Consider the following 20,320-nt stretch of genomic DNA (forward strand, 5'->3'; position numbering starts at 1 on the left):
GAAGTCTAGTTGTTATCCCCGAGTTTGATCACCCTCAATCTCAGCGCATTCACAATCACGCTGACCGAGGAAAGGGACATGGCGGCCGCCGCAAAAATAGGAGACAGCAGTATGCCGAAAAACGGATACAGGACACCCGCTGCAATGGGAACGCCGGCAGAGTTGTATACAAAGGCAAAAAACAGGTTCTGCCGGATATTGCGCATGGTCCCGAGCGACAACCGCCGTGCTTCCACAATCCCCATCAGATCGCCTCGCAACAGGGTGATACCGGCGCTTTCGATGGCCACATCAGTGCCGGTACCCATGGCCACTCCCACATCGGCGGTCGCCAGGGCGGGCGCATCATTCACGCCGTCGCCGGCCATGACCACAATACGACCCTCGTCTTTCAGGCGTTGAACAATCTTGCCCTTGTCTTCCGGCAGGACTTCCGCCTCAACTTCATCGATATGAAGCTTGCGGGCAACCGCCTCGGCCGAGGTGCGGTTGTCACCGGTCAGCATCACTACCCGGATGCCATCTTTCTGCAGGGCTGAAATGGCAGCTTCGGTGGTTTCCTTCACCGGGTCGGCGATGGCGAGCAAGCCGGCCACTTTGCCGTCGAAGGCTGCAAAAATAACGGTGGCCCCATCCCTTCTGAGCTGGTCGGCCTCAGATTCAAAATCCGAGGTTTCGACGCCTTCGGCTTCCATCAGCAAACGATTGCCAATCAGTACCTGCTGCCCCTCAATCTTGCCCGTCACACCTTTGCCGTTCGGGGAATCGAAGCCTTCGGCGTCCGGCAGTTGCAAGTCCATCGTTTTGGCCTTGTCGAGAATGGCGTGGGCCAGCGGATGCTCACTGCCTTTTTCCAGGCCGCCGGCAAATCGCATCAGATCCTCCTCACTGAACCCCTCGGCGGTAACCAACTGTGTTACCTGGGGCTTGCCTTCGGTCAGTGTGCCGGTTTTGTCCACCACGACCGTGTCCACCTTCTCCATCCGCTCCAGAGCTTCCGCATCGCGGATCAGCACACTGCGCTGGGCACTGGCCACCATCTGCACAATCTGGGACAGCATGGTATCCCGGCCAACCTTATCGGCCCGCATGATAAAGCTACCCTGCTGATTGATGCTGCCACCAATCACCTGGTCGCCAGATTTTTTACTAACCGCCAGGGGCTCGCCGGTCACCATGGACTCATCCACATTGGAGTTGCCTTCAAGCACCTCGCCGTCCAGTGGCACCTTGTCCCCGGGGCGAACCCGCAGGCGGTCGCCAACCTTCACCTGGTCCAGCGACACATCGGACTCGCCGCTCTCATCGTCCAGCTTCCGCGCCGTCGCGGGAGCCAGATCAAGCAAGGCTTTGATGGCACCGGAGGTTTTCTCTCGCGCTCGCAGCTCCAGCACCTGCCCCAGCAACACGAGCACCACAATGATGGCTGCGGCCTCGAAATACACCGCCACCGAGCCATCATCCTGCCGGAAAGCCGTCGGGAAAACCTGCGGCGCCAGAGTCGCCACCAGGCTGTAAACCAACGCCACACCGGTACCGATGGAAATCAGTGTGAACATATTCAGGTTACGACTGACCACGGACTTCCAGCCCCGGACAAAGAAGGGCCAGCCACACCAGAGGACAACCGGCGTTGCCAGCACCAACTGAATCCAGTTGGACATTTGCCGCGCGACAATGTGATCAAGCCCGGTCAGGTGCCCACCCATTTCGAGCACCAGTACCGGCAAGGTCAGAATCAGTCCGATCCAGAATCGGCGGGTCATATCCCTGAGCTCTTCGGAGGGCCCTTCTTCCAGGCTCACTTCCTCTGGCTCCAGGGCCATACCGCAGATAGGACAATCCCCGGGGCCCTGCTGTCGAATTTCCGGATGCATGGGGCACGTGTACATGGTGCCAGGTGCTACCGGTTCTTCCCGTTTCTGGTGGCCGTGATGATCATGGTGGTGGGCGTGTATATGCTCAGCCATTACGGTATCCGGTTTTGTCTGCCGGCCAATCCGTAAAAGCAATAAAGTAGAGTAGAAATAGATTAATGACCGGAATCAGTATCAGGAGGCCCATCCAGCCTGGATACCCGGTACGCTGGCATATGCGCCAGGCCGGAATGACAACGACGATGGCGATCACCAGCATCCACAGCCAGTGCCCTGCCCACATGGTGTTACCAAACATGTTATTTCCCATCATGGTATGAGTCTCCGTTCCGAGGTGAAACTTCAGTGGTGATGGGCCCGGACACAGCCCAGCGCGGCAATCCGGGAAAGATCGAAAAGTGCCGTCAGAATGAGCCCCAGAACCTAAGTGTAGTCCAGCGTATGTTTCTGTTGACTCGCTTCAAATCAAAGAGCAATCACGGGCCCAGGGAGACACCCAGGGCCCGTCAACGAAAGGTCAGAAGGAGATTCTGGCGCCGACCACGGCAAACCAGTCCTCGGTACTGCCACCGGCGTCCCTGGCCAGGTCCGCCGTATCACTGTATTTGCGCTCGTGAACAACGCCAACATACGGGGAGAAGGCGCGATCGATGAGGTCATAGCTCAGACGTACTCCCACCTCGGTGGAGTTCAGCCCTTGCCCGACACCAATCTCTTTGTCCTCGGAGAAGGCCACCAGGGTTTCGAAGGTAGCCGAGACAATCCAGTAATTGGTAATCAGCAATTCGTACTCCGCCTCAAAGTCCACTGACGCATCGCCCTCATCACTGACGTATAGATTGGTATCCACCTCAAACCAGTAAGGAGCCAGACCGGTCAACCCGAGCACCCCGAATACCCGGTCCGGCCCCTCCGGAGTATCGACACGGATACCTGCTTTGGCGTCCCAGAAGTCACTCACCGGTGTCTGGGCAACGAACTGGTTCTCCAGGGTTTCCCAGGCGTTGTGGGCTTCTTCCCATTCGCCCTCGAACAACCAGAGGAATTTGAGTTCATCGGAGCCGTAGTATGCATCACCCTCGATAACCGCCAGTTCCTCATCTGAATCACTGTAGCGGTACTCGAACTTTTCGGCTGACACGCCCCAGAAGGTCCTGGAAGTCTGGGTTTCCTTGCCGGCGTCTTCCTGGGCGATGGCTGGAGTAGCCAGTGCTGTCGCTGTCAGGGCAAGGCCACACATGGATGCCGTCAACCGACTCATGATTCACCTCCCTGTTTGCCGCTCAGCTTGCCTTCGGCCACGGTACTGTCCGGACCACCCTCAACCACAATCTTGCGGAACATGCCGGAAGCCGCGTGGTACGAGAGGTGGCAATGAAAGGCCCATTCACCGGGTGCATCCACTTCGGTCTCCATGTAAACAGTAGTGGCCGGCGCCACACTGATCACATGTTTGAGGGGGTTCCACTTGCCTTCGCCCACCTCGAGGATGGACCACATGCCGTGCAGGTGCATCGGGTGGGTCATCATGGTCTCGTTGACAAACTTGAAGCGGACCCGCTCACCGTATTGCAGCACAATTGGATCGGCATCCTCGTATTTGGTGCCATTGATGCTCCATTCGTAGCGCTCCATATTGCCGGTAAGGCGCAGTTCAATTTCACGGGTGGGTTCCCGGTCTTCATACAATGGTTTCTGGGCTTTCAGGTCCGAGTAGGACAGGAATTTGCCGCCATTGCTGGCAGTGGGAACCAGCCCGCTGCCCTTGGCATAGAAGGGATCTTCCGGAAGGGAGGCATCATCACCGTGGTCCATGCTGCCATGCCCCATGGCGCCGTGGTCCACTTCAGCGCCCATGGCCATATCACCGCTGTCCATGCCGGCCATGTCGTCTTCGTTCATGTCGCCATGATCCATCCCGCCATGATCCATGTGTCCGCCCATATCGGCCATAGTCAGCAGCGGCGCCTGTCTCAGTTCCGGCACCTCTGCTGTCATGCCGTCTTCCGGCGCAAGGGTGCCACGGGCATAGCCGGAGCGGCCCATGGATTCAGCGAAGATGGTGTAGGCTTCTTCATCCTTGATATGAACGATTACATCGTAGGTTTCCGCCACGCCGATGCGGAACTCATCCACATTGACTGGCTGCACGTTGTTGCCATCGGCCTGCACCACCGTCATTTCCAGCCCGGGAATACGAATGTCGAAATAGGTCATGGCGGAGGAATTGATAAAGCGCAGGCGAACCCGCTCACCCGGTTTGAAAAGTCCGAGCCAGTTCTGTTCCGGGCCCTTGCCGTTGATCAGCCCGGTAAAGCCCTGCACATCCTCGATATCCGCTTTCATCATGCGCATATCACCCCACATCATCCGGTCCATCAGCGTCACCATAAAGCCTTTCTCAGCGGATTCGGAAAAGAAGTCGCCTACGGTCTGCTGTTGGCGATTGTAGTAATCCGCGGACATTTTCAGGTTACGCATGATGCGGTCACCAGAGTGGGGATGCTTGTCGGTAAGCTGCACCACATATTCCCGGTCATAGCGGAACGGCTCACGACCTTCGGGCTCAATAACAATCGCACCGTAGGCACCGTTGGGCTCCTGGAAACCGGAATGGCTATGGAACCAGTAGGTACCGTTCTGGACGACAGGGAACTTGTAGGTAAAAGTTTCTCCCGGCTTGATGCCGGGGAAGCTGATACCCGGCACACCATCCTGCTCAAAGGGCAGAATCAGGCCATGCCAGTGGATAGACGTCATTTCGTCCAGGTTATTGGTGACATTGATGGTCACCTCTTCCCCTTCCTGAAACCGCAATACCGGCCCGGGGGAAGCACCGTTGTAGCCAATACCTTCCTTGACGAAATCCCCGGTATCAATCTGGACCCGGTCAACGGAAATATCGTACTCGCCAGCCAACAACGTCAACGGCAGCAGCCCGGCGAGGATGGTAAGAAGAAAACCCTTATTCATTGCACAGACTCACTGTCAGATTCCCCTTCCGCGCCATCTTTGGCCGCAACCGTTGAATCAATCTTGATGTCGCCGTACATGCCCGCCTGGTAGTGGCCAGGCACGTTGCAGGCAAACTCAAGATCGGTGGCGTTGGTGAATTTCCAGATGATCTCCCTGGACTCCCCCGGTTCCATCAATACGCTGTTGGGATCATCGTGCTTCATGGAATGGCCATTGCCCATGTCCATATTCATCATCTCGTGGTCAATGTGATCGCCCTTGAGCACGCCGTGTTCCACCATCATCTGCATTTCGTCCTGGTGGGCCTCGTGCATATCGGCGGTGCCAATGTTGAACTCGTGCACCAACCCGCCTTCATTTGTCACCTTGAAACGGATGGTTTCACCCCGCTGCACATGAATCGACTCCGGCTCGTAATAGTTGTCGCGCATGGTCACTTCAACCGTGCGGGACACGTTACCGGCATTGCCGGGCTCGCCTATGACATTGCCGCCGTGGTGCCCACCACCGTGACTTCCGGCTGCATGGGCACCTGAAGCAAATGCCAGAACCAGGGCTGGAAGCGCTGCAATCTTGAGTGTCGGATTCATCGTTTTCTCCACGGAATAAAGTAATCGTTCAAATGTGAGCCCTACTTTGCCCTCGTAATCTGAATTCTTGCTGAATTTTCCGATGAACACTTTTTCAGGTTACATTCAGCAAAGGGCCTTACACTTCAATCGACTTCAAAAAACAGGAATATTCATGCGATTGCTTCTGGTGGAAGACGATTCCCTCATCGCCGAAAGCCTGAACCGGCAGTTGACCGCTTCGGGCTTTACCGTTGACGAAACTGGTACCGCAAAACAGGCAGAACGTCTTGGGAAGCAGGAAGACTACCGGGCCGTTGTGCTGGACCTGGGGCTACCTGATGGCAGCGGGCTGGATGTCCTCAAGAGCTGGCGCGCCGACAAACTGACCATGCCGGTGCTGATCCTGACTGCCCGGGGTGACTGGCAGGACAAGGTGAACGGTCTCAAGGCTGGCGCGGACGATTATCTTGCCAAGCCATTCCAGACCGAGGAACTGCTGGCACGGCTGAATGCCCTGATTCGTCGCAGTGAAGGCCGGGTTGAAGCGAAGTTGGCTGCGGGCGGCTTCGAGCTGGATGAATACCGCCAGTGCCTGCAAACACCCGACGGCCGGGAGCACTCCCTGACCGGAACCGAGTTCCGTCTGCTGCGTTGCCTGATGAGCCGCCCGGGCCAGCTGTTCTCCAAGGAACAGTTGCTGGAGCAGCTTTACAACCTCAACGACAGCCCAAGCGATAACACCATTGAGGCCTATGTCCGCCGGCTGAGAAAGATCACTGGGGCCGAGGCCATCACTACCCGCCGGGGCCAGGGGTACATCTTCAATGCCATGGATTAACCCCCGGCGCTCCATCCGTAAAAGCCTGCTCACCCTGTTGCTGCCAGCCGCCATTGCTTTAATGATTGCAGCCTGGATCGTTCATGGCTTGCTACTGGAACGCATGGCCCGCGGATTCGTTGAAGACCGGCTGCAGGACGAAGTGTCATTCCTGGAGCACCAGTTGCGGCAGTCCGGCCCGCAGGAAATCCGGGATATCGCCGAGGGCGACTATTTTGAAGAAGTTTTCCACCATGCGTTTGCCCTGCGCACAGGCAGCCAGATTCACAGCTCCCCGGCCCAATGGTCGAGGGCTCTCGAACCCTTGCTGAAGGAAACGGAGACCGGATTTGTCCGCCGAACCACTCCGGAGCCCACTGCATCCGGCGCCGAGTTTCTAGCCTACCGCAAAGCCCTGACCCTGAACGGAGAGCCGGTCGTCATCGTGGTGGCAGAGGATCTGACCAACCTGCAGCAGAGCCAGCAGGAGTTGCATCTTTGGACCGGCATCGTGTCCGCAATACTTCTGACCTTGCTGATACTTGCGATATGGCTGGCTATCCGCTGGTCCCTGCGCTCGGTTTCCCGTCTTCAACAAGGCCTGACAGCGTTGCAAACCGGCACCAGCAACCGACTGGATGTGGACGCCCCTGCGGAGTTCCAGCCTTTGATCAGTCAGTTGAACCAGCTACTGGACACCCTGGACCAAAGGCTTACCCGCTCCCGGGATGCCCTGGCCAACCTCTCCCACAGCGTGAAAACACCGGTGTCCGCCATTCGCCAGGTTCTGGAAGATGACACCCGTGCTCTGGACCCGGACATGCGACAACAGCTGGCCCAACGACTGTCCGACATCGATCGTCAGCTCGAGAGCGAAATGCGCCGCAGCCGGTTCGCCGGCCCCCAGGCGGGCAAAGCCGCGCAACCCGTCAGCCAGGCCCGCGACCTGCTATGGATGCTGGGCCGGCTCTACCCCGACAAAAATTTCGAACTGGAAACGGAACTGGGACCGGAAACCCGCTGGCCTGTCGAAGAGCATGACCTGAACGAGATTCTGGGCAATCTACTGGATAATGCGGGCAAGTGGGCCTCGCACCAAATCTCCCTGAACCTGAGCCGGGAAGACAATCAGTTGATGCTGGAAGTCCGTGACGATGGCCCCGGAGTCGCGCCAGAAAAACTCGATACACTCGGTACGCGGGGGTTGCGACTGGACGAGCAGACACCGGGGCATGGCTTGGGGCTGGCCATCGTAAGGGATATTCTGGCTGGTTATGGTGGCACCCTGCAGTTCACCTCTGCGCCAGCACAGGGGCTGGTTGCCCTTGTGAAACTGCCCCGGGCCGGAGAATAGTGGAGCTCCTATTATGAATACCTCGAGACACTTCCCCCAGGCCCGGCAGGCGGGACGGATACAATTACTGGTGATGCTGGGACTCTTTGCAGCCGTCGTGCTAGCGATTGCCTACCAGGGCAACGAGCGACTGGCGACCGTTCCGCGGGTGACAGACCACATCAATCTGCTGAGTCCGGACGAACGTGACCGGATCGCCCGCTTCCACGATTACCTGTTGTCCGATCACGATATCGACTACCGGATTCTGATCGCCAGGGGCATTGACGACATCAATCAGTTTGCCGTGAATTACTTTCGTGACGGCAACATTGGGGCGGCCAGCAACAGCGCACGCGGCCTTTTATTGGTGATTGATGCCCAGGCCAACCAGGTTCGCCTGGAAGTCAGTTACGCCCTGGAGCCTATCTATACCGACGCATTTGTCTTCTACGTTGAACATAACCAGATGACGGAATTTTTCGCCGCCGACCGGGTCGCAGACGGCATCCTCGCCACCACGGAAATGCTCATCACCCGGGCTAACAACGCGGCTAGCGGCCTGGGTCTCGACACGGAGGGCTGGGCAGCCTCTTCCGGCGGGGGTGGCGCGCGGGTGGACGCCAGAATTGGCGAGGGAACGGCGGCCAGGAGGGAAGATAACGTGGCCATTGGTGGGAGCGCGTCTCCACGGGAAGTCCTGGATCGCTACCGGCGGGCGATGGAAGACCGCAACAACAATCCTCGGCTGTCGATCTATTCAGAGCAAACCCGTGAAATGCTGGGCCAACGGGTAATGACGCCGGCACAGATGGACAACGTGGCGAAAAGCCTCCGAAACTGCCAGCCCGAAAAACTGTTCCACCAGGACAATCGTGCCGTTCTGCGCTACCCCATCAAGGCCCGCACCTGCCCACCGTATTTCTTTCTGCGGGAGGACAACCAGTGGCGCCTGGATTTTACCGTAATGATCAACGCCATCCGTTTCGGACGCAATAACGAATGGCGCCTGGTGCCGGGGTACTCGGGCCCCTATGGTTTTGCCTTCAGGGATCTGCGGTTTGACCGCAATGGCTACCCTTATCCACAATAACCCGATCATCCGCCAGGACCCGTGCCATGAAAATCGGTGAAATCTCCAGGGCGACCGGGATTCCGGTAGAAACCATCCGCTATTACGAGAAGATCGGTTTGGTGCCAGAACCCGATCGGCAGGCCAGCGGTTATCGGCAATACCGGCAAAGCCACCTCGACCGCCTGCTCTTCATCAGACGCTGCCGCAATCTGGACATGGCCCAGGATGAAATCCGCGAACTGATCCGCCTGGCCGATCAGCCGGACGCCGACTGCAGCGAAGTGGACGCCCTGCTGGCCCGCCACCTCAATCATGTACGCGAGCGTCTGCGGGAGCTGGCCAGCCTGGAGGATACCCTCGAACGGCTGCAGAAAGCCTGTTCGGAAGGCCGAACGGTCAGTGAATGCGGTATTCTCGGTGGCCTGACCTCAGAAGCTGACGAGGAACCGCCAGCCAGCAACCACAACCATATTCCCGGCACTCATCACCACACCCCGGGAACTCGTTGAAGTTTTTCCGCAAGCCATCCATTGACTCTGTAGTTACTACAGGGTTTTTAATGAATACATTCTGACAACAGGAGGTATTCATGGCGTGTAATTGCTCTGCTCCCGAACCCAAATCTCCCGCTCCGGGCTTTCGTAAAGCCTTGTGGATTGCACTGTGGGTTAACCTGGCCATGTTCCTGGTGGAGGGCATTGCCAGCCTTCAGTCAGGTTCCGTGTCCCTGATGGCCGATGCCATCGACTTCTTCGGCGACAGCGCTAATTACGTGCTGTCGCTGTCCGTGCTCTCCATGGGCATGCTCTGGCGCGGCCGCGCCGCCATGGTGAAAGGCATAACCATGACGGTGTTCGGCATCGCCGTGCTGGGCCGGGCGATCTGGGTAATGCAAAGCGGCATTACGCCGGAACCCCTGACCATGGGCGCCGTCGGCTTACTCGCACTGGTGGCCAATGTGGGCGTCGCCATCATGCTGTTCAAGTTCCGGGAAGGTGATTCCGACATGCGCTCGGTATGGCTGTGCAGCCGCAACGATGCCATTGGCAATATGGCGGTAATGGTCGCAGCCCTGGGGGTCTTCGGCACTGGAACCGCGTGGCCGGACCTGGCGGTCGCAGCGGTGATGGGCGGCCTGGCCATTACCTCAGGCATCAGCGTGGTGCGCCACGCCCGCGATGATATCCGGGGAGCCCAAAACGCACTGGCCTCCCGGACATTTACGGCAGAACCAACGCCACCATCACAGGAATAAATGCCAACGCAAACAGCGTACTGAGCAGCACGGTGCCCGCCGCCTGTCTCGGTGCGGTATCCAGTAGCGTGGCAATCACCACCGTGTTGGCAGCGATTGGCGTGATGGAAATAAGGAAAATGGCCTGGTAGACCGCCAGGTTGTACACCCCGAAAATGTTGGCGTCCAGCCACCAGAACAGCAGCGCCACCACTGGCCAGGTTACGAACTTGCCCAGGAATGCCAGTCCGGTAAACCGGAGATTACCCGCCAGCCCGCGGAAACTCAGGATGCCCATGCCGATGATCATCATACCGAGGATGCTGTAGGTGCCCCGCAGGTTATCAAACAGGGGGATAAAAACCTGGGGAATGGATACGCCGGACAAGTTCAGCACAACCGCCAGCAGGAACGCGTACACCGACGGCAGCCTGGCTACCCTCACCAGGGCATCTTTAAGGCCATAGCGGCCCCGTGCGGCCAGATAGAAGCCCACGGAATTCTCGAACAGCGTAGTGCCGAGCATGCACACGATATAGAGCGCCAGTCCCTCCTGCCCGAACAGCAACAGAGCCACCGGAATGCCGAAGTAACCGGTGTTGCCTGTCCCCACGGACAAGGGCATTAGACTGGCACTGCCATCGGTAATTAACCGCCTTGCGATCCAGAGGTGCCCCACCCCGATGACCGAACACAAACCAAACGTCAGGAACGGCAGCAGGATGACTTCCGCTGAGAGCGGCGCAGCCATCACGCCGGAAAACACCACCGAGGGGGTGACAATGTAAAGCATAATCCCGGCAATGTGCTTGCCGCTGGCCCCGAGATACCGGCCCGCTACCCACCCGAGCGCAACCGTGACGTAGAGGGGAAGCAGTTTGTAGAAAAGGGCCAGGGCCGCTGCCATGGGAGCTCCGGAGAGTACCTGAAGGATGAGTTCAAGCCGGAAAGTCTATCACTCCCTCTACGCTTTCGGTGTTATTGATTCCGCCTATAATGCTTAATGATTCAAGTCATTTAACATGCGTTTTATTTACTGGAATACTCCAGAATAACTGACCGTAATAGAGCTTACAGGTAACGAGAATGCAAACCGGCTCATCTCTGTCATCCGCTCCCTGCTATCTGAGCGACAACAACCCGGAGATCCTCAATGTGCAGGCGGCCGGAGCCCAGCAGGCACTGGTCAACAGCCTCAGCCGGGTTTTTGGCATACACCTGAGCAACAATCCAACATCGCCGGAGCACCTGTTCCTCAGTGACCTGTCTCGCCTGTTCCATCAACGCAGGGTGGACACGGAACACTCGCTGGAACGGCACGATGCCCCCTGGGAACACGTGTATCTGATCCAGTACGGTATTCTGCGGCTCTTTCGTGAATCGCCAAGTGGCAAGACCGCCGTGCACCATTTTTTCACCGAGGGAGACATGGTCTGGCCAGTATTCGGCCGCAGCCGGACAGCCCGTAATACCCTTTGCCTGACCTCCGTAACACCGGCAACCCTGTGGGTAGCAGATTTCACAGCCTTCCGCTCAACCCTGCAAAAACAGGGGGAAGGCGTATGGAATGGCTTTGCCCTGGCACTGACCGAAGAACTCGCCGAGCTCACCAGCATGCGTGAATTCCGCAAGCAGACCATGTCTGCCCGGGAGCGATACCTGCTGCTACTGGAGGAATACCCGGAACTGGTCAAACGGGTGCCTGATAATCAGCTGGCTTCCTGGCTGGGCGTCGTGCCGGCCACGTTTTCCCGGATCAAGAGTGCACTCAAACCGGAACACAAATAGCCCCGGGGGAGAATTTCCAAGCATTGCCCGGCACTTTTGAATGACTTCACACAACCATCACACTTTAGCCATTGCGTACACCTGTACGCTGAAGTACGGTAGCAGCCATGACAGACTTGGATCCCAAAGCAATGAAAACCCCGGAAACCGTACAGACCATACATCACCGAATTGAGGAGTGGCTGAACAGCGCTACTCACGGACTGGGTGCGATTCTCAGCGTTATCGGCACCGTGGTACTGATTGTCGCCGCCAGCCAGATGGGAGACGTCTGGAAGGTTGTCAGCTTCAGCATTTTTGGTGCGTCGCTGATCTTGCTGTATATGGCCTCAGCGCTGTATCACGGTGTCCGTCACCCGAAATGGCGAGCCGCGTTCAAAACACTGGATCACTGCGCCATCTTTCTCCTTATTGCGGGTACCTACACTCCGTTTCTACTGGTTAACATGCGTGGCACCACCGGCTGGACGCTGTTCGCGATCATCTGGTCCCTGGCCATCACCGGTGTCGTGCTCAAGGTGATTTTCAAGAACCGCTTCAAACTGGCGAGAGTGGGCATCTACGTAGCAATGGGCTGGCTAATCACCTTTGCCTCATCAGATCTGGTGGCCAACCTGAGTGAAACGGCCCTGCACCTGACCATAGCCGGTGGCGTGGCTTATACCGCGGGCGTCATTTTCTACCTGGCCGACCGCGTTCCTTATATGCATGCCGTGTGGCACCTGTTTGTCGTCGGCGGCAGCGCACTGCATTTCAGCGCCATTTACTACGGCGTGCTTCCCCACGCAGCCTGATCTGGCTGCCCGATCACCACCAGGTTAACTCGCAGACAGCAGGGAAGCTGTCGTGCGTTGTCGCAGTCTTCACCGCCGGAAATGATTGGCTACCTCTACTGCGCCGGAAGTCAAACCAACTACTCCATTGGGTGTATTACCGCCATAAAAGATTGTTTTTAAAAGATTATAAAGAGCCTTTTCCCACCTTCTGATCAATCGAAAACACCAGGATCATGTGGTCGATCCTGTCCTTGATATTTATCACGATCCCCTCCCTCCTTCCGTTTGCAAAATGGCCCCATTACCTGACTGCCGCCGTTGTCGTGGCCAGGGGTTTGCAACTCAAGGAGCAGCTATCATGGCAAAAACCAACGCTGACATCGCAACCTGGGATGTCGAGAATGAAGAATTCTGGGAGGAGGAGGGCAGGCAGGTCGCCTCCCGCAATTTGTGGATTTCCATCCCCAGCCTGCTGATCGGCTTCGCTGTCTGGCTGATGTGGGGGATGATCACCACCCAGATGAAAAATCTGGGCTTTCCTTTCACGGTCGAACAACTGTTCACTCTCACTGCTATTGCGGGGCTTTCCGGCGCCACCCTGCGGATTCCCGCCTCCTTCATGATCAAGATTGCCGGCGGTCGGAATACGGTGTTCCTGACCACGGCCCTGTTGATGATCCCTGCCCTTGGCACCGGTATCGCTCTGATGAATCCGGACACACCGTTCATCGTGTTCCAGGCATTGGCGCTGTTATCAGGCATTGGCGGCGGTAATTTTGCCTGCTCCATGAGCAACATCAGTTCGTTCTTTCCGAAGAGCAAACAGGGGTATGGACTGGGCATGAATGCCGGGCTCGGTAACTTTGGCGTCACCACCATGCAAATCCTGATTCCACTGGTGATGACTGTTGGCGTTTTTGGCGCTGTGGCAGGCGGACCAATGGAACTGCAAAGTCCGAGCGGCACCCTGATCGGGCGAATCGAAGCCGGTACCGAGACCTGGATTCAGAATGCGGGCTTTATCTGGTTAATCTTCCTGATCCCACTGGCGCTCGCTGGCTGGTTCGGCATGAACAATCTGCGCACCATTACCCCGAGCCCCGGCAAGCCCGCTTCGGCATTCGGTAAAATTCTCGGTCTTTACGGCGTTGGCCTTGGCACATCACTGGTCGGCGTCTATGCGCTGGGCATCCTGAACATGTGGGTGGCGTTGCCGCTGACCATTATCCTGACACTGGTTCTCCTGCGGCTTATTCCGGGTGACATCAAGCCCAACATCCAGAAACAGTTTGCCATTTTCAGCAACAAGCACACCTGGTCAATGACCGTGCTGTACATTCTCACTTTCGGTTCATTCATCGGTTTCTCCGCTGCCCTGCCCCTGTCCATCAGCGTGATCTTCGGCAACATGATGGAGGTGGCTGCGGATGGCACCGTGACCCGCGTGACCAACCCAGACGCCCCCAGCGCCCTGACCTGGGCCTGGATGGGACCGTTCGTGGGCGCCCTGATCCGCCCGGTAGGTGGCTGGATTTCCGATAAGATGGGCGGCTCCATCGTCACCCAGGTCATCTCTGCGGTCATGGTGGTGGCGTCTGTGGCAACAGGCTATGTGATGATGCTGGCCTACAACTCCACCGATCCCAACGCCTACTTCCCGGTGTTCCTGACTCTGTTCATCGTGCTGTTCGCCGCCAGCGGTATTGGCAACGGCTCTACCTTCCGCAGCATAGGCGTGATTTTCGACCAGCAGCAAAAAGGCCCGGTGCTTGGCTGGACTTCCGCTGTTGCCGCTTATGGCGCGTTCATTGCCCCAAGAGTGATGGGCCAGGAAATCCAGGCTGGCACCCCCGAATTAGCCATGTACGGATTCGCTGTGTTCTATGCCGTGTGCCTGTTGGTGAACTGGTGGTTCTACCTGCGCAAGGGGGCTTACATCAAGAACCCATAACAAGCGACGGGAACACTCAGAGCTTTGGCCGGCTCTCTCTAAAAAGCCGGCTTTTGCAACATTGTCTATCGACTTTTAAGAGGAAAGGTCATGGCCACAACCCCATCAAGACCAGAGCAAAATCGGGCGCTTGGCATATCCACATTTGCCTTCACCCTGTGTTTCGCTGTCTGGACCATCTTTTCCATCATCGGCATCAAGATCAGCCAGGATTTTAGCCTGTCGGATACGCAACTTGGCCTGTTGATGGCCACACCTATCCTCACCGGATCCATCAGCCGGCTGTTCCTGGGAATCTGGACGGACCGCTACGGTGGCCGCTGGGTGTTTGGTGTGTTGATGCTGACGACGTCCCTGTGCGTCTATCTGCTGACCTTCGCTAACAGTTATCTGATGTTGCTGGTTGGAGCCCTGGGAGTGGGCCTGGCGGGCGGCTCTTTCATCGTGGGCGTAACCTACACCGCAGCCTGGTTTGAACGGGAGCGTCAGGGAACAGCACTGGGCATTTTCGGGGCCGGTAACGTGGGCGCCGCGGTCACGAACTTTGGTGCGCCATTCCTGCTGGTGGCTCTCGGTTGGCAGGGTACAGCCCAGGTTTACGCCACGGTGCTTGCCATCATGGGCGTACTGTTCATCATCCTGGCCAAGGAAGATCCCCTCGCCGCCGAGCGCGCCCAAAGTCAATCCCGATCCTTCCTGGAGCAGATGAAGCCCCTGAAAGAGCTGCGGGTGTGGCGCTTCGCGCTCTACTACTTCTTCGTGTTCGGGGCCTTTGTAGCCCTGGCTCTCTGGCTGCCTCACTACCTGATCGGGGTGTACGGCCTGAATGTGAAAACTGCCGGAATGATCGCCGCGCTCTATACGATTCCTGCGTCACTGTTCCGCATCCTTGGCGGCTGGATGTCGGATCACTTCGGTGCCCGTCGCGTCATGTACTGGACATTTATGGCGTCTGTGGTGTGCACGTTCCTGCTCAGCTATCCGCCAACCGAATACGTGGTCCAGGGAATAAACGGCGACATTCGCTTCTTCCTGGAGATCAGTCTGGTGCCGTTTGTAGCACTCATCTTCATACTTGGCTTCTTCATGTCACTGGGCAAGGCCGCTGTTTACAAGCATATTCCGGTCTACTACCCCGGTCATGTCGGCGCAGTTGGAGGCGTTGTCGGGATGATTGGCGGTCTTGGCGGTTTCCTTCTGCCTCTGACCTTCGGCATCCTCAATGACATCACCGGGGTATGGCAAAGCAGCTTCATGCTGATGTTCGTGATCGTGGCGGCAGCGCTGGCCTGGATGCACTACGCCATCCGTTCTGCCGAGCGTGTGGAGTGGGCGGCCCATGAGACCAAAACCGATCTGCCGGAGCTGGCCTCGCCACAACTGTTTTACCCGCTCAACCGGCCGGTCAGACAGGATTCCCATACCGCAAACGGCCACGCGCCGCTGAAGTAACGGCCTCACTTGCGCTATCTTCGCCCCCGCTAGTCGGGGGCTTTTTTCTATATAATGGCAAGCTTCCAAACGTGCGGAGCTGAACATGTCAAAGTGGCTGGTAAAAACCGAACCGTCTGAATGCAGCATTGATGACTTTGCGAAGGCAGAACACCAGACCATCCCCTGGGACGGCGTACGCAATTATCAGGCGCGGAATTTTCTGGCAAAGATGGCAGAGGGAGACGAGGTTTTCATCTACCATTCCAGCTGCAAACACATTGGGATCGCCGGTATCGTCAGGGTGGTTCACAGTGCCTACCCGGATCCAACCCAGTTTGATTCCGACTCCCCTTACTACGATGAAAAAAGTACAAAAGAGAAACCCCGCTGGCAGGCGGTGGATATGACCTATGTACGGAAGCTGAAGCGATTGATCTCCCTCGATGAGATCAAGTCCATGTCCGGACTGGAGGGTTTGCCACTGATCAGGCGCGGTAACCGACTGTCAGTAATGCCCGTTACCGATGAGCAGTGGCAGATCATTCTCTCCAGCGCCTGATTGAACAATGCGCTACCCAACCGGGCCTTTGGCCTTTAGAATTCGGGCTCCGCGAACTATCTGGAGCCGCTGACGTCCATGTCGTCCGAACTGAGTCCGACCAACGGTTTTGAACAACTGCGCCGCATTGAAACCAGCAAGGTTTTTCAGGGCGCAGTCATCGCCATCATTATTCTGTCGGCGCTAACCATTGGCGCCAAAACCTATGATATGCCACCCCTGGTCGAGCAGGTGCTGAGTGTTCTCGATAGTGCCATCACGCTGTTCTTCCTGATCGAGATTCTCTTCCGTTTCAGCGTCTGTGCCGACAAGAAGCGATTCCTCCTTGATGGCTGGAACCTGTTCGACACGCTGGTGGTCATTGGCAGCCTGATCCCGCTGGATAATTCCGAAGCCGTGCTGTTAGGCCGCCTGTTGCGGGTATTCCGGGTACTGCGCCTAGTGTCAGTGGTACCGGAACTTCGGTTCCTGATCAACTCACTGCTTAAGGCCATTCCGCGCATGGGCTACATCGCCCTGCTGATGTTTATCATCTTCTATATCTACGCCGCCATGGGGTCGATGTTCTTCGCCAATGTGGACGAAAATCTCTGGGGAGATGTGGCCATCGCCATGCTCACGCTGTTCCGGGTCGCCACGTTTGAGGACTGGACGGATGTCATGTACGCAACCATGGAGCAGTACCCTCTGAGCTGGATCTACTATCTGACCTTTATCTTCCTGACCGCGTTTGTATTCCTGAACATGATGATCGGAGCGATCCTGGAAGTCATGAGCGAAGAGCAGAATGCCAAGCAGGCTCAGCAAGCCCACGACGAGCGGGATGAAATTACCCGTCAGCTCAGGGCCGTGCAACAGCAGCTACAGGAGCTGACCCGGGAAGTAGCGGAGAATTCGAGGGGCCGATAGTCTCCGCCAGTAATACGCCCGTTCAGAACGGTTTGGTCATGGCCAGGTGGAAGATGGCCATGATCTGAACCAGCGCCAGAACCGATGCCACCCACCGGACCGTGAGGCTTGCGGTCAGCTTCATTGCGAACACCCCCGCCACAATGTAGCCAACCAGTAGGAAAATCTTGGCCGTCAGCCAGCCGTGGACAAACGGCATCCAGGGCGTGACAAACAACAGACTGATAGCGGCCACCAGCAGAATCGTGTCGTTGGCGTGAGGAATCCAGCGTAATGGCGTTTGTCGCCAGTCAGGCTTGCCCACCGCATCCAGCAACAACCGCAAGGCGAACAGGGTAACGGTGAGGTACGCCGTGGTCATGTGAACCTGTTTCAGGATCAGGTAGGCACTCATACTTCATTCCTTTGTCAATCAAAGTGATAGCGGCATTGTACGCAAAGATACCGCCAACTGGGTATATCTTTCCCCAATAACATTCATGCAGAATGATTCTTATAAATGCACCACCAGTGGAGCCATACCCATGCAGGCCACCTCAACGTCCGCACTCGGCGGGATCAACAGGATCAGCCAACTCTTCGGCTACCCTTTCCGCATCTTCTTCCTGTCAATGACGGTGCTGGCACTGTTCGCCATTCCCGTCTGGGTATTGCAGGTCAGCGGATCCATTCAACTCCCACTGGCCATGCCGGGACTGTTCTGGCACCAGCACGAAATGCTGTTTGGTTTCCTGTCTGCAGCGATTGCAGGCTTCCTTCTCACAGCAGTCTGTGTATGGACACAAACAGAACGCACCCATGGCATTCGCCTGGCCCTGCTCTGGAGCGTCTGGCTGGCAGGCCGTTTGTTGCTGGCCCTGGGTGCGGACCTGCCCGACTGGCTGGTACAGGGAGTCAACCTGGCGTTCCTGCCACTGGTTATGGTGGATGCCGGCTGGCGTATCTGGCGGGCCAGGCAGAAACGGCAACTGATGATCCTGGTGGTGCTGGGGTTGTTGTGGCTGATGCAAATCGGTTTCGTCAGTCGGTTGGATGCCGCCTTCAGTTACGGCGCACTGATCGTCGCCATGACGCTGATCAGCATTATCGGAGGCCGCATTACCCCCGCTTTCTCGACCGGATGGCTACGCCAGCGGGGACTGGATAGCTCAGCGGTCAAGACCATCCCTGCCCTGGATATGGCAACCCTGTTCAGCATGGTCCTGTTACTGGTTTCGCTGGTCACAGGCTGGCAGACAGCCACAGCAGTCCTCGCCATACTGGCAGCCACATTGATGCTGGTTCGTCTGGCAGGCTGGAAAGGCTGGCTGGTCCGGAAAGAACCGCTACTCTGGATTCTGCACCTGTCCATACTCTGGGTACCCGTCGCCCTCGTCTTGCTCGCCGGGTCCATAGTCGCTGGCTGGCCGGCGGCGGCCTGGACCCATGCTGCCGGCACCGGCGCAGTTGGCGGCCTGATACTTGGCGTTATCGCGCGGGTCTCTCTGGGGCATACCGGGCGGCCCCTGGTGCTGCCAAAAGGTATGGTGGCGGCGTTCATTGCCATCCATCTGGCTGTGCTGGTGCGCGTCCTGACGGCCTTCGGTGTCATTCCATGGCACCCGGGTATTGGCGGCAGTACCGCCCTGTGGCTATTCGCTTACAGTGTTTTTCTGATCCAGTACACCGGAATACTCACCAGCCCCAGGCCGGACGGTCGTCCCGGCTGATACCCTCGCCCACATAGAATCAAAAAAAAAGGGCCTCTACTGAGGCCCGTTTTTACATGAACGACGAGGCTGGCACCATTCAGGCGACCAGCTTTTGCTTCAACAGCTCTGCAAACACAGCCCTGGCCTCCCGAAAACGGGCGGCCGGGAAATGAATGCTGATGCCTTCCAGCGCTGCCATCAACATTTCCAGATGGGCGTCCCAGCCAGCACAGGAAATGGCCAGAAGGTGGTCATTGGGCAGCAACAGCGTGAGACTCAGCCGCGTGCCTCCCCGATACTCCCTCAGCTCCCAGGTCAGCGGCCTTTCCGGATCCTCTCCGGCACTCCAGGAATAGGAAAGCAACCGATTCGGTTCGAACGCCCTGATTCGACAATCAATAGGGGTTCCACTGTTGCCAAAATCCAGTTTGATTCGGCCACCCACTTCCTGCTCAAGTACCCCGGGAGCCAGCCACTGACTCAGGCATACCGAATCCGTCAACATCTTCCAGACGGATTCCGGAGAGTGACCAAGCTCTCGATGCAACGTCACGCAGATTCGACTGCCATCACACCGGATATCACCGTAAATATCGCGACACTCACCGGACATAGGCATTCACCCCCCAATAGACCGCTTATTTCGTCGTTTCATGCACCATAACAGTGGCCTCCCTACTGGTCATTGATGACGGTCAACACCACCCCCAACAGCTGAACCTTTTCCTGAAATCATCCACTAAAGGTCAATAGCGACTCGCGAAATAACAGCTAAAGTATCAGTAAACCATTCTGTAACAGAGATAACGGCACTATGTACCCGGATCATTTTGATAAAGAAGAGCTGATCAAATGCGGCCACGGCGAACTCTTCCCTGGCTCCATGCGGCTGCCCATTAATGAAATGCTGATGTTCGACCGCGTCACGCATATCGCAGACGATGATGGCCTGTATGGCAAGGGTAGTCTGGTAGCCGAACTCGACATCAACCCGGACCTCTGGTTCTTTAAGGTGCACTTTGTCGACGATCCCGTTATGCCCGGGTGCCTGGGCCTGGACGCCATGTGGCAATTGGTCGGTTTCTTCCTCGCCTGGGGTGGAGGTGAAGGCAAGGGACGCGCTCTAGGTGCTGGTGAAGTGAAATTTACCGGTCAGGTGCTACCCAGCGCCAAAAAGGTAACCTACCGCCTGGATCTCAAACGCGTGATCAGGCGCAAACTGACCATGGCGATTGCCGATGGCCGGATGGAAGTGGACGGCCGGGAAATTTACACTGCCAAGGACCTCCGGGTTGGCATGTTCACCTCGACTGATGATTTTTAGGAGT

21 protein-coding genes are annotated in these 20,320 nt (G+C 57.1%); 13 read left to right on the forward strand and 8 right to left on the reverse strand.

The window, feature by feature from the left end:
• Positions 1-5: 5 nt before the first annotated feature.
• From MARLIPOL_RS03695 to MARLIPOL_RS03715, 5 genes are all read right to left on the reverse strand, one after another.
• Positions 6-1,970 (reverse strand): copper-transporting P-type ATPase, encoded by a 1,965-nt coding sequence (locus MARLIPOL_RS03695; RefSeq protein WP_012136740.1) that lies wholly within the window; start codon positions 1,968-1,970, stop codon positions 6-8.
• Positions 1,963-2,190, reverse strand: coding sequence for a DUF805 domain-containing protein (locus tag MARLIPOL_RS03700; protein ID WP_012136741.1), 228 nt, complete (start codon positions 2,188-2,190; stop codon positions 1,963-1,965). Before MARLIPOL_RS03700 ends, MARLIPOL_RS03695 begins: the two co-directional genes overlap by 8 nt.
• Before the next feature lie 204 nt (positions 2,191-2,394).
• Positions 2,395-3,138, reverse strand: a complete 744-nt coding sequence (locus MARLIPOL_RS03705; RefSeq protein WP_012136742.1) for a copper resistance protein B — start codon at positions 3,136-3,138, stop codon at positions 2,395-2,397.
• Positions 3,135-4,850 (reverse strand): copper resistance system multicopper oxidase, encoded by a 1,716-nt coding sequence (locus MARLIPOL_RS03710; RefSeq protein WP_012136743.1) that lies wholly within the window; start codon positions 4,848-4,850, stop codon positions 3,135-3,137. The genes MARLIPOL_RS03705 and MARLIPOL_RS03710 overlap by 4 nt, the downstream gene beginning before the upstream one ends.
• Entirely contained in the window at positions 4,847-5,443 is a 597-nt protein-coding gene (locus MARLIPOL_RS03715) for a cupredoxin domain-containing protein (protein ID WP_012136744.1), read from the reverse strand. The genes MARLIPOL_RS03710 and MARLIPOL_RS03715 overlap by 4 nt, the downstream gene beginning before the upstream one ends.
• Positions 5,444-5,597: 154 nt before the next feature.
• Here MARLIPOL_RS03715 and MARLIPOL_RS03720 point away from each other — a divergent pair, with 154 nt between their 5' ends.
• The 5 genes from MARLIPOL_RS03720 (at position 5,598) to MARLIPOL_RS03740 (ending at position 9,905) form a co-directional block, all read left to right on the forward strand.
• Complete coding sequence (locus MARLIPOL_RS03720; protein ID WP_012136745.1) at positions 5,598-6,263, forward strand: response regulator transcription factor; 666 nt, start codon at positions 5,598-5,600, stop codon at positions 6,261-6,263.
• Entirely contained in the window at positions 6,250-7,596 is a 1,347-nt protein-coding gene (locus MARLIPOL_RS03725) for an ATP-binding protein (protein WP_012136746.1), read from the forward strand. The genes MARLIPOL_RS03720 and MARLIPOL_RS03725 overlap by 14 nt, the downstream gene beginning before the upstream one ends.
• 13 nt (positions 7,597-7,609) lie before the next feature.
• Positions 7,610-8,668 (forward strand): TPM domain-containing protein, encoded by a 1,059-nt coding sequence (locus MARLIPOL_RS03730; protein ID WP_082446035.1) that lies wholly within the window; start codon positions 7,610-7,612, stop codon positions 8,666-8,668.
• A gap of 26 nt (positions 8,669-8,694) precedes the next feature.
• Positions 8,695-9,159: a Cd(II)/Pb(II)-responsive transcriptional regulator gene (gene cadR / locus MARLIPOL_RS03735; RefSeq protein WP_012136749.1), complete on the forward strand. Its 465-nt coding sequence runs from the start codon at positions 8,695-8,697 to the stop codon at positions 9,157-9,159.
• Between the two features lie 80 nt (positions 9,160-9,239).
• A complete protein-coding gene (locus tag MARLIPOL_RS03740; protein WP_012136750.1) occupies positions 9,240-9,905 on the forward strand; it encodes a cation diffusion facilitator family transporter in 666 nt (221 codons plus the stop codon).
• On the opposite strand, the gene MARLIPOL_RS03745 is transcribed toward MARLIPOL_RS03740, so the two are convergent.
• Positions 9,871-10,791, reverse strand: coding sequence for an AEC family transporter (locus MARLIPOL_RS03745; RefSeq protein WP_012136751.1), 921 nt, complete (start codon positions 10,789-10,791; stop codon positions 9,871-9,873). The genes MARLIPOL_RS03740 and MARLIPOL_RS03745 overlap by 35 nt on opposite strands.
• A gap of 179 nt (positions 10,792-10,970) precedes the next feature.
• Between MARLIPOL_RS03745 and MARLIPOL_RS03750 the strand changes: the two genes are divergently transcribed.
• From MARLIPOL_RS03750 to MARLIPOL_RS03775, 6 genes are all read left to right on the forward strand, one after another.
• Complete coding sequence (locus MARLIPOL_RS03750) at positions 10,971-11,672, forward strand: Crp/Fnr family transcriptional regulator (RefSeq protein ID WP_012136752.1); 702 nt, start codon at positions 10,971-10,973, stop codon at positions 11,670-11,672.
• A 107-nt stretch (positions 11,673-11,779) separates the two neighbouring features.
• Entirely contained in the window at positions 11,780-12,466 is a 687-nt protein-coding gene (gene trhA, locus MARLIPOL_RS03755; protein ID WP_012136753.1) for a PAQR family membrane homeostasis protein TrhA, read from the forward strand.
• A gap of 340 nt (positions 12,467-12,806) precedes the next feature.
• Entirely contained in the window at positions 12,807-14,399 is a 1,593-nt protein-coding gene (locus MARLIPOL_RS03760; RefSeq protein ID WP_012136754.1) for an MFS transporter, read from the forward strand.
• A 90-nt stretch (positions 14,400-14,489) separates the two neighbouring features.
• Positions 14,490-15,851, forward strand: a complete 1,362-nt coding sequence (locus tag MARLIPOL_RS03765) for an MFS transporter (RefSeq protein ID WP_012136755.1) — start codon at positions 14,490-14,492, stop codon at positions 15,849-15,851.
• An 85-nt stretch (positions 15,852-15,936) separates the two neighbouring features.
• The gene (locus MARLIPOL_RS03770) at positions 15,937-16,392 is read left to right on the forward strand and encodes an EVE domain-containing protein (protein ID WP_012136756.1); all 456 of its coding nucleotides are present in this window, start codon (positions 15,937-15,939) and stop codon (positions 16,390-16,392) included.
• Between the two features lie 78 nt (positions 16,393-16,470).
• Positions 16,471-17,301: an ion transporter gene (locus MARLIPOL_RS03775; RefSeq protein WP_012136757.1), complete on the forward strand. Its 831-nt coding sequence runs from the start codon at positions 16,471-16,473 to the stop codon at positions 17,299-17,301.
• 22 nt (positions 17,302-17,323) lie between these two features.
• On the opposite strand, the gene MARLIPOL_RS03780 is transcribed toward MARLIPOL_RS03775, so the two are convergent.
• Positions 17,324-17,695 carry a SirB2 family protein gene (locus tag MARLIPOL_RS03780; protein WP_012136758.1) on the reverse strand — a complete coding sequence of 124 codons (372 nt, stop codon included), beginning with the start codon at positions 17,693-17,695 and terminating at the stop codon, positions 17,324-17,326.
• Between the two features lie 130 nt (positions 17,696-17,825).
• On the opposite strand from MARLIPOL_RS03780, the gene MARLIPOL_RS03785 reads away from it, so the two are divergent.
• Positions 17,826-19,010, forward strand: coding sequence for an NnrS family protein (locus tag MARLIPOL_RS03785; RefSeq protein ID WP_012136759.1), 1,185 nt, complete (start codon positions 17,826-17,828; stop codon positions 19,008-19,010).
• Between the two features lie 79 nt (positions 19,011-19,089).
• On the opposite strand, the gene MARLIPOL_RS03790 is transcribed toward MARLIPOL_RS03785, so the two are convergent.
• Positions 19,090-19,611, reverse strand: coding sequence for an SRPBCC family protein (locus MARLIPOL_RS03790; protein ID WP_228677566.1), 522 nt, complete (start codon positions 19,609-19,611; stop codon positions 19,090-19,092).
• A gap of 195 nt (positions 19,612-19,806) precedes the next feature.
• On the opposite strand from MARLIPOL_RS03790, the gene fabA reads away from it, so the two are divergent.
• Positions 19,807-20,316, forward strand: a complete 510-nt coding sequence (gene fabA / locus MARLIPOL_RS03795) for a bifunctional 3-hydroxydecanoyl-ACP dehydratase/trans-2-decenoyl-ACP isomerase (RefSeq protein ID WP_012136761.1) — start codon at positions 19,807-19,809, stop codon at positions 20,314-20,316.
• Positions 20,317-20,320 lie beyond the last annotated feature (4 nt).

The sequence above is a fragment of the Marinobacter lipolyticus SM19 genome (assembly GCF_000397065.2).
Classification (GTDB): Bacteria; Pseudomonadota; Gammaproteobacteria; order Pseudomonadales; family Oleiphilaceae; genus Marinobacter; species Marinobacter lipolyticus.

Coding starts and splice junctions, on each gene's coding strand:
- MARLIPOL_RS03770 (WP_012136756.1), top strand. CDS start 15,937: ATGTCAAAGTGGCTGGTAAAAACCGAACCGTCTGAATGCAGCATTGAT.
- MARLIPOL_RS03760 (WP_012136754.1), top strand. CDS start 12,807: ATGGCAAAAACCAACGCTGACATCGCAACCTGGGATGTCGAGAATGAA.
- MARLIPOL_RS03695 (WP_012136740.1), bottom strand. CDS start 1,970: ATGGCTGAGCATATACACGCCCACCACCATGATCATCACGGCCACCAG.
- MARLIPOL_RS03720 (WP_012136745.1), top strand. CDS start 5,598: ATGCGATTGCTTCTGGTGGAAGACGATTCCCTCATCGCCGAAAGCCTG.
- MARLIPOL_RS03785 (WP_012136759.1), top strand. CDS start 17,826: ATGCAGGCCACCTCAACGTCCGCACTCGGCGGGATCAACAGGATCAGC.
- trhA (WP_012136753.1), top strand. CDS start 11,780: ATGACAGACTTGGATCCCAAAGCAATGAAAACCCCGGAAACCGTACAG.
- MARLIPOL_RS03780 (WP_012136758.1), bottom strand. CDS start 17,695: ATGAGTGCCTACCTGATCCTGAAACAGGTTCACATGACCACGGCGTAC.
- MARLIPOL_RS03775 (WP_012136757.1), top strand. CDS start 16,471: ATGTCGTCCGAACTGAGTCCGACCAACGGTTTTGAACAACTGCGCCGC.
- fabA (WP_012136761.1), top strand. CDS start 19,807: ATGTACCCGGATCATTTTGATAAAGAAGAGCTGATCAAATGCGGCCAC.
- MARLIPOL_RS03725 (WP_012136746.1), top strand. CDS start 6,250: ATGCCATGGATTAACCCCCGGCGCTCCATCCGTAAAAGCCTGCTCACC.
- MARLIPOL_RS03790 (WP_228677566.1), bottom strand. CDS start 19,611: ATGCCTATGTCCGGTGAGTGTCGCGATATTTACGGTGATATCCGGTGT.
- MARLIPOL_RS03705 (WP_012136742.1), bottom strand. CDS start 3,138: ATGAGTCGGTTGACGGCATCCATGTGTGGCCTTGCCCTGACAGCGACA.
- MARLIPOL_RS03740 (WP_012136750.1), top strand. CDS start 9,240: ATGGCGTGTAATTGCTCTGCTCCCGAACCCAAATCTCCCGCTCCGGGC.
- MARLIPOL_RS03730 (WP_082446035.1), top strand. CDS start 7,610: ATGAATACCTCGAGACACTTCCCCCAGGCCCGGCAGGCGGGACGGATA.
- MARLIPOL_RS03745 (WP_012136751.1), bottom strand. CDS start 10,791: ATGGCAGCGGCCCTGGCCCTTTTCTACAAACTGCTTCCCCTCTACGTC.
- MARLIPOL_RS03700 (WP_012136741.1), bottom strand. CDS start 2,190: ATGATGGGAAATAACATGTTTGGTAACACCATGTGGGCAGGGCACTGG.
- MARLIPOL_RS03710 (WP_012136743.1), bottom strand. CDS start 4,850: ATGAATAAGGGTTTTCTTCTTACCATCCTCGCCGGGCTGCTGCCGTTG.
- MARLIPOL_RS03765 (WP_012136755.1), top strand. CDS start 14,490: ATGGCCACAACCCCATCAAGACCAGAGCAAAATCGGGCGCTTGGCATA.
- MARLIPOL_RS03750 (WP_012136752.1), top strand. CDS start 10,971: ATGCAAACCGGCTCATCTCTGTCATCCGCTCCCTGCTATCTGAGCGAC.
- MARLIPOL_RS03715 (WP_012136744.1), bottom strand. CDS start 5,443: ATGAATCCGACACTCAAGATTGCAGCGCTTCCAGCCCTGGTTCTGGCA.
- cadR (WP_012136749.1), top strand. CDS start 8,695: ATGAAAATCGGTGAAATCTCCAGGGCGACCGGGATTCCGGTAGAAACC.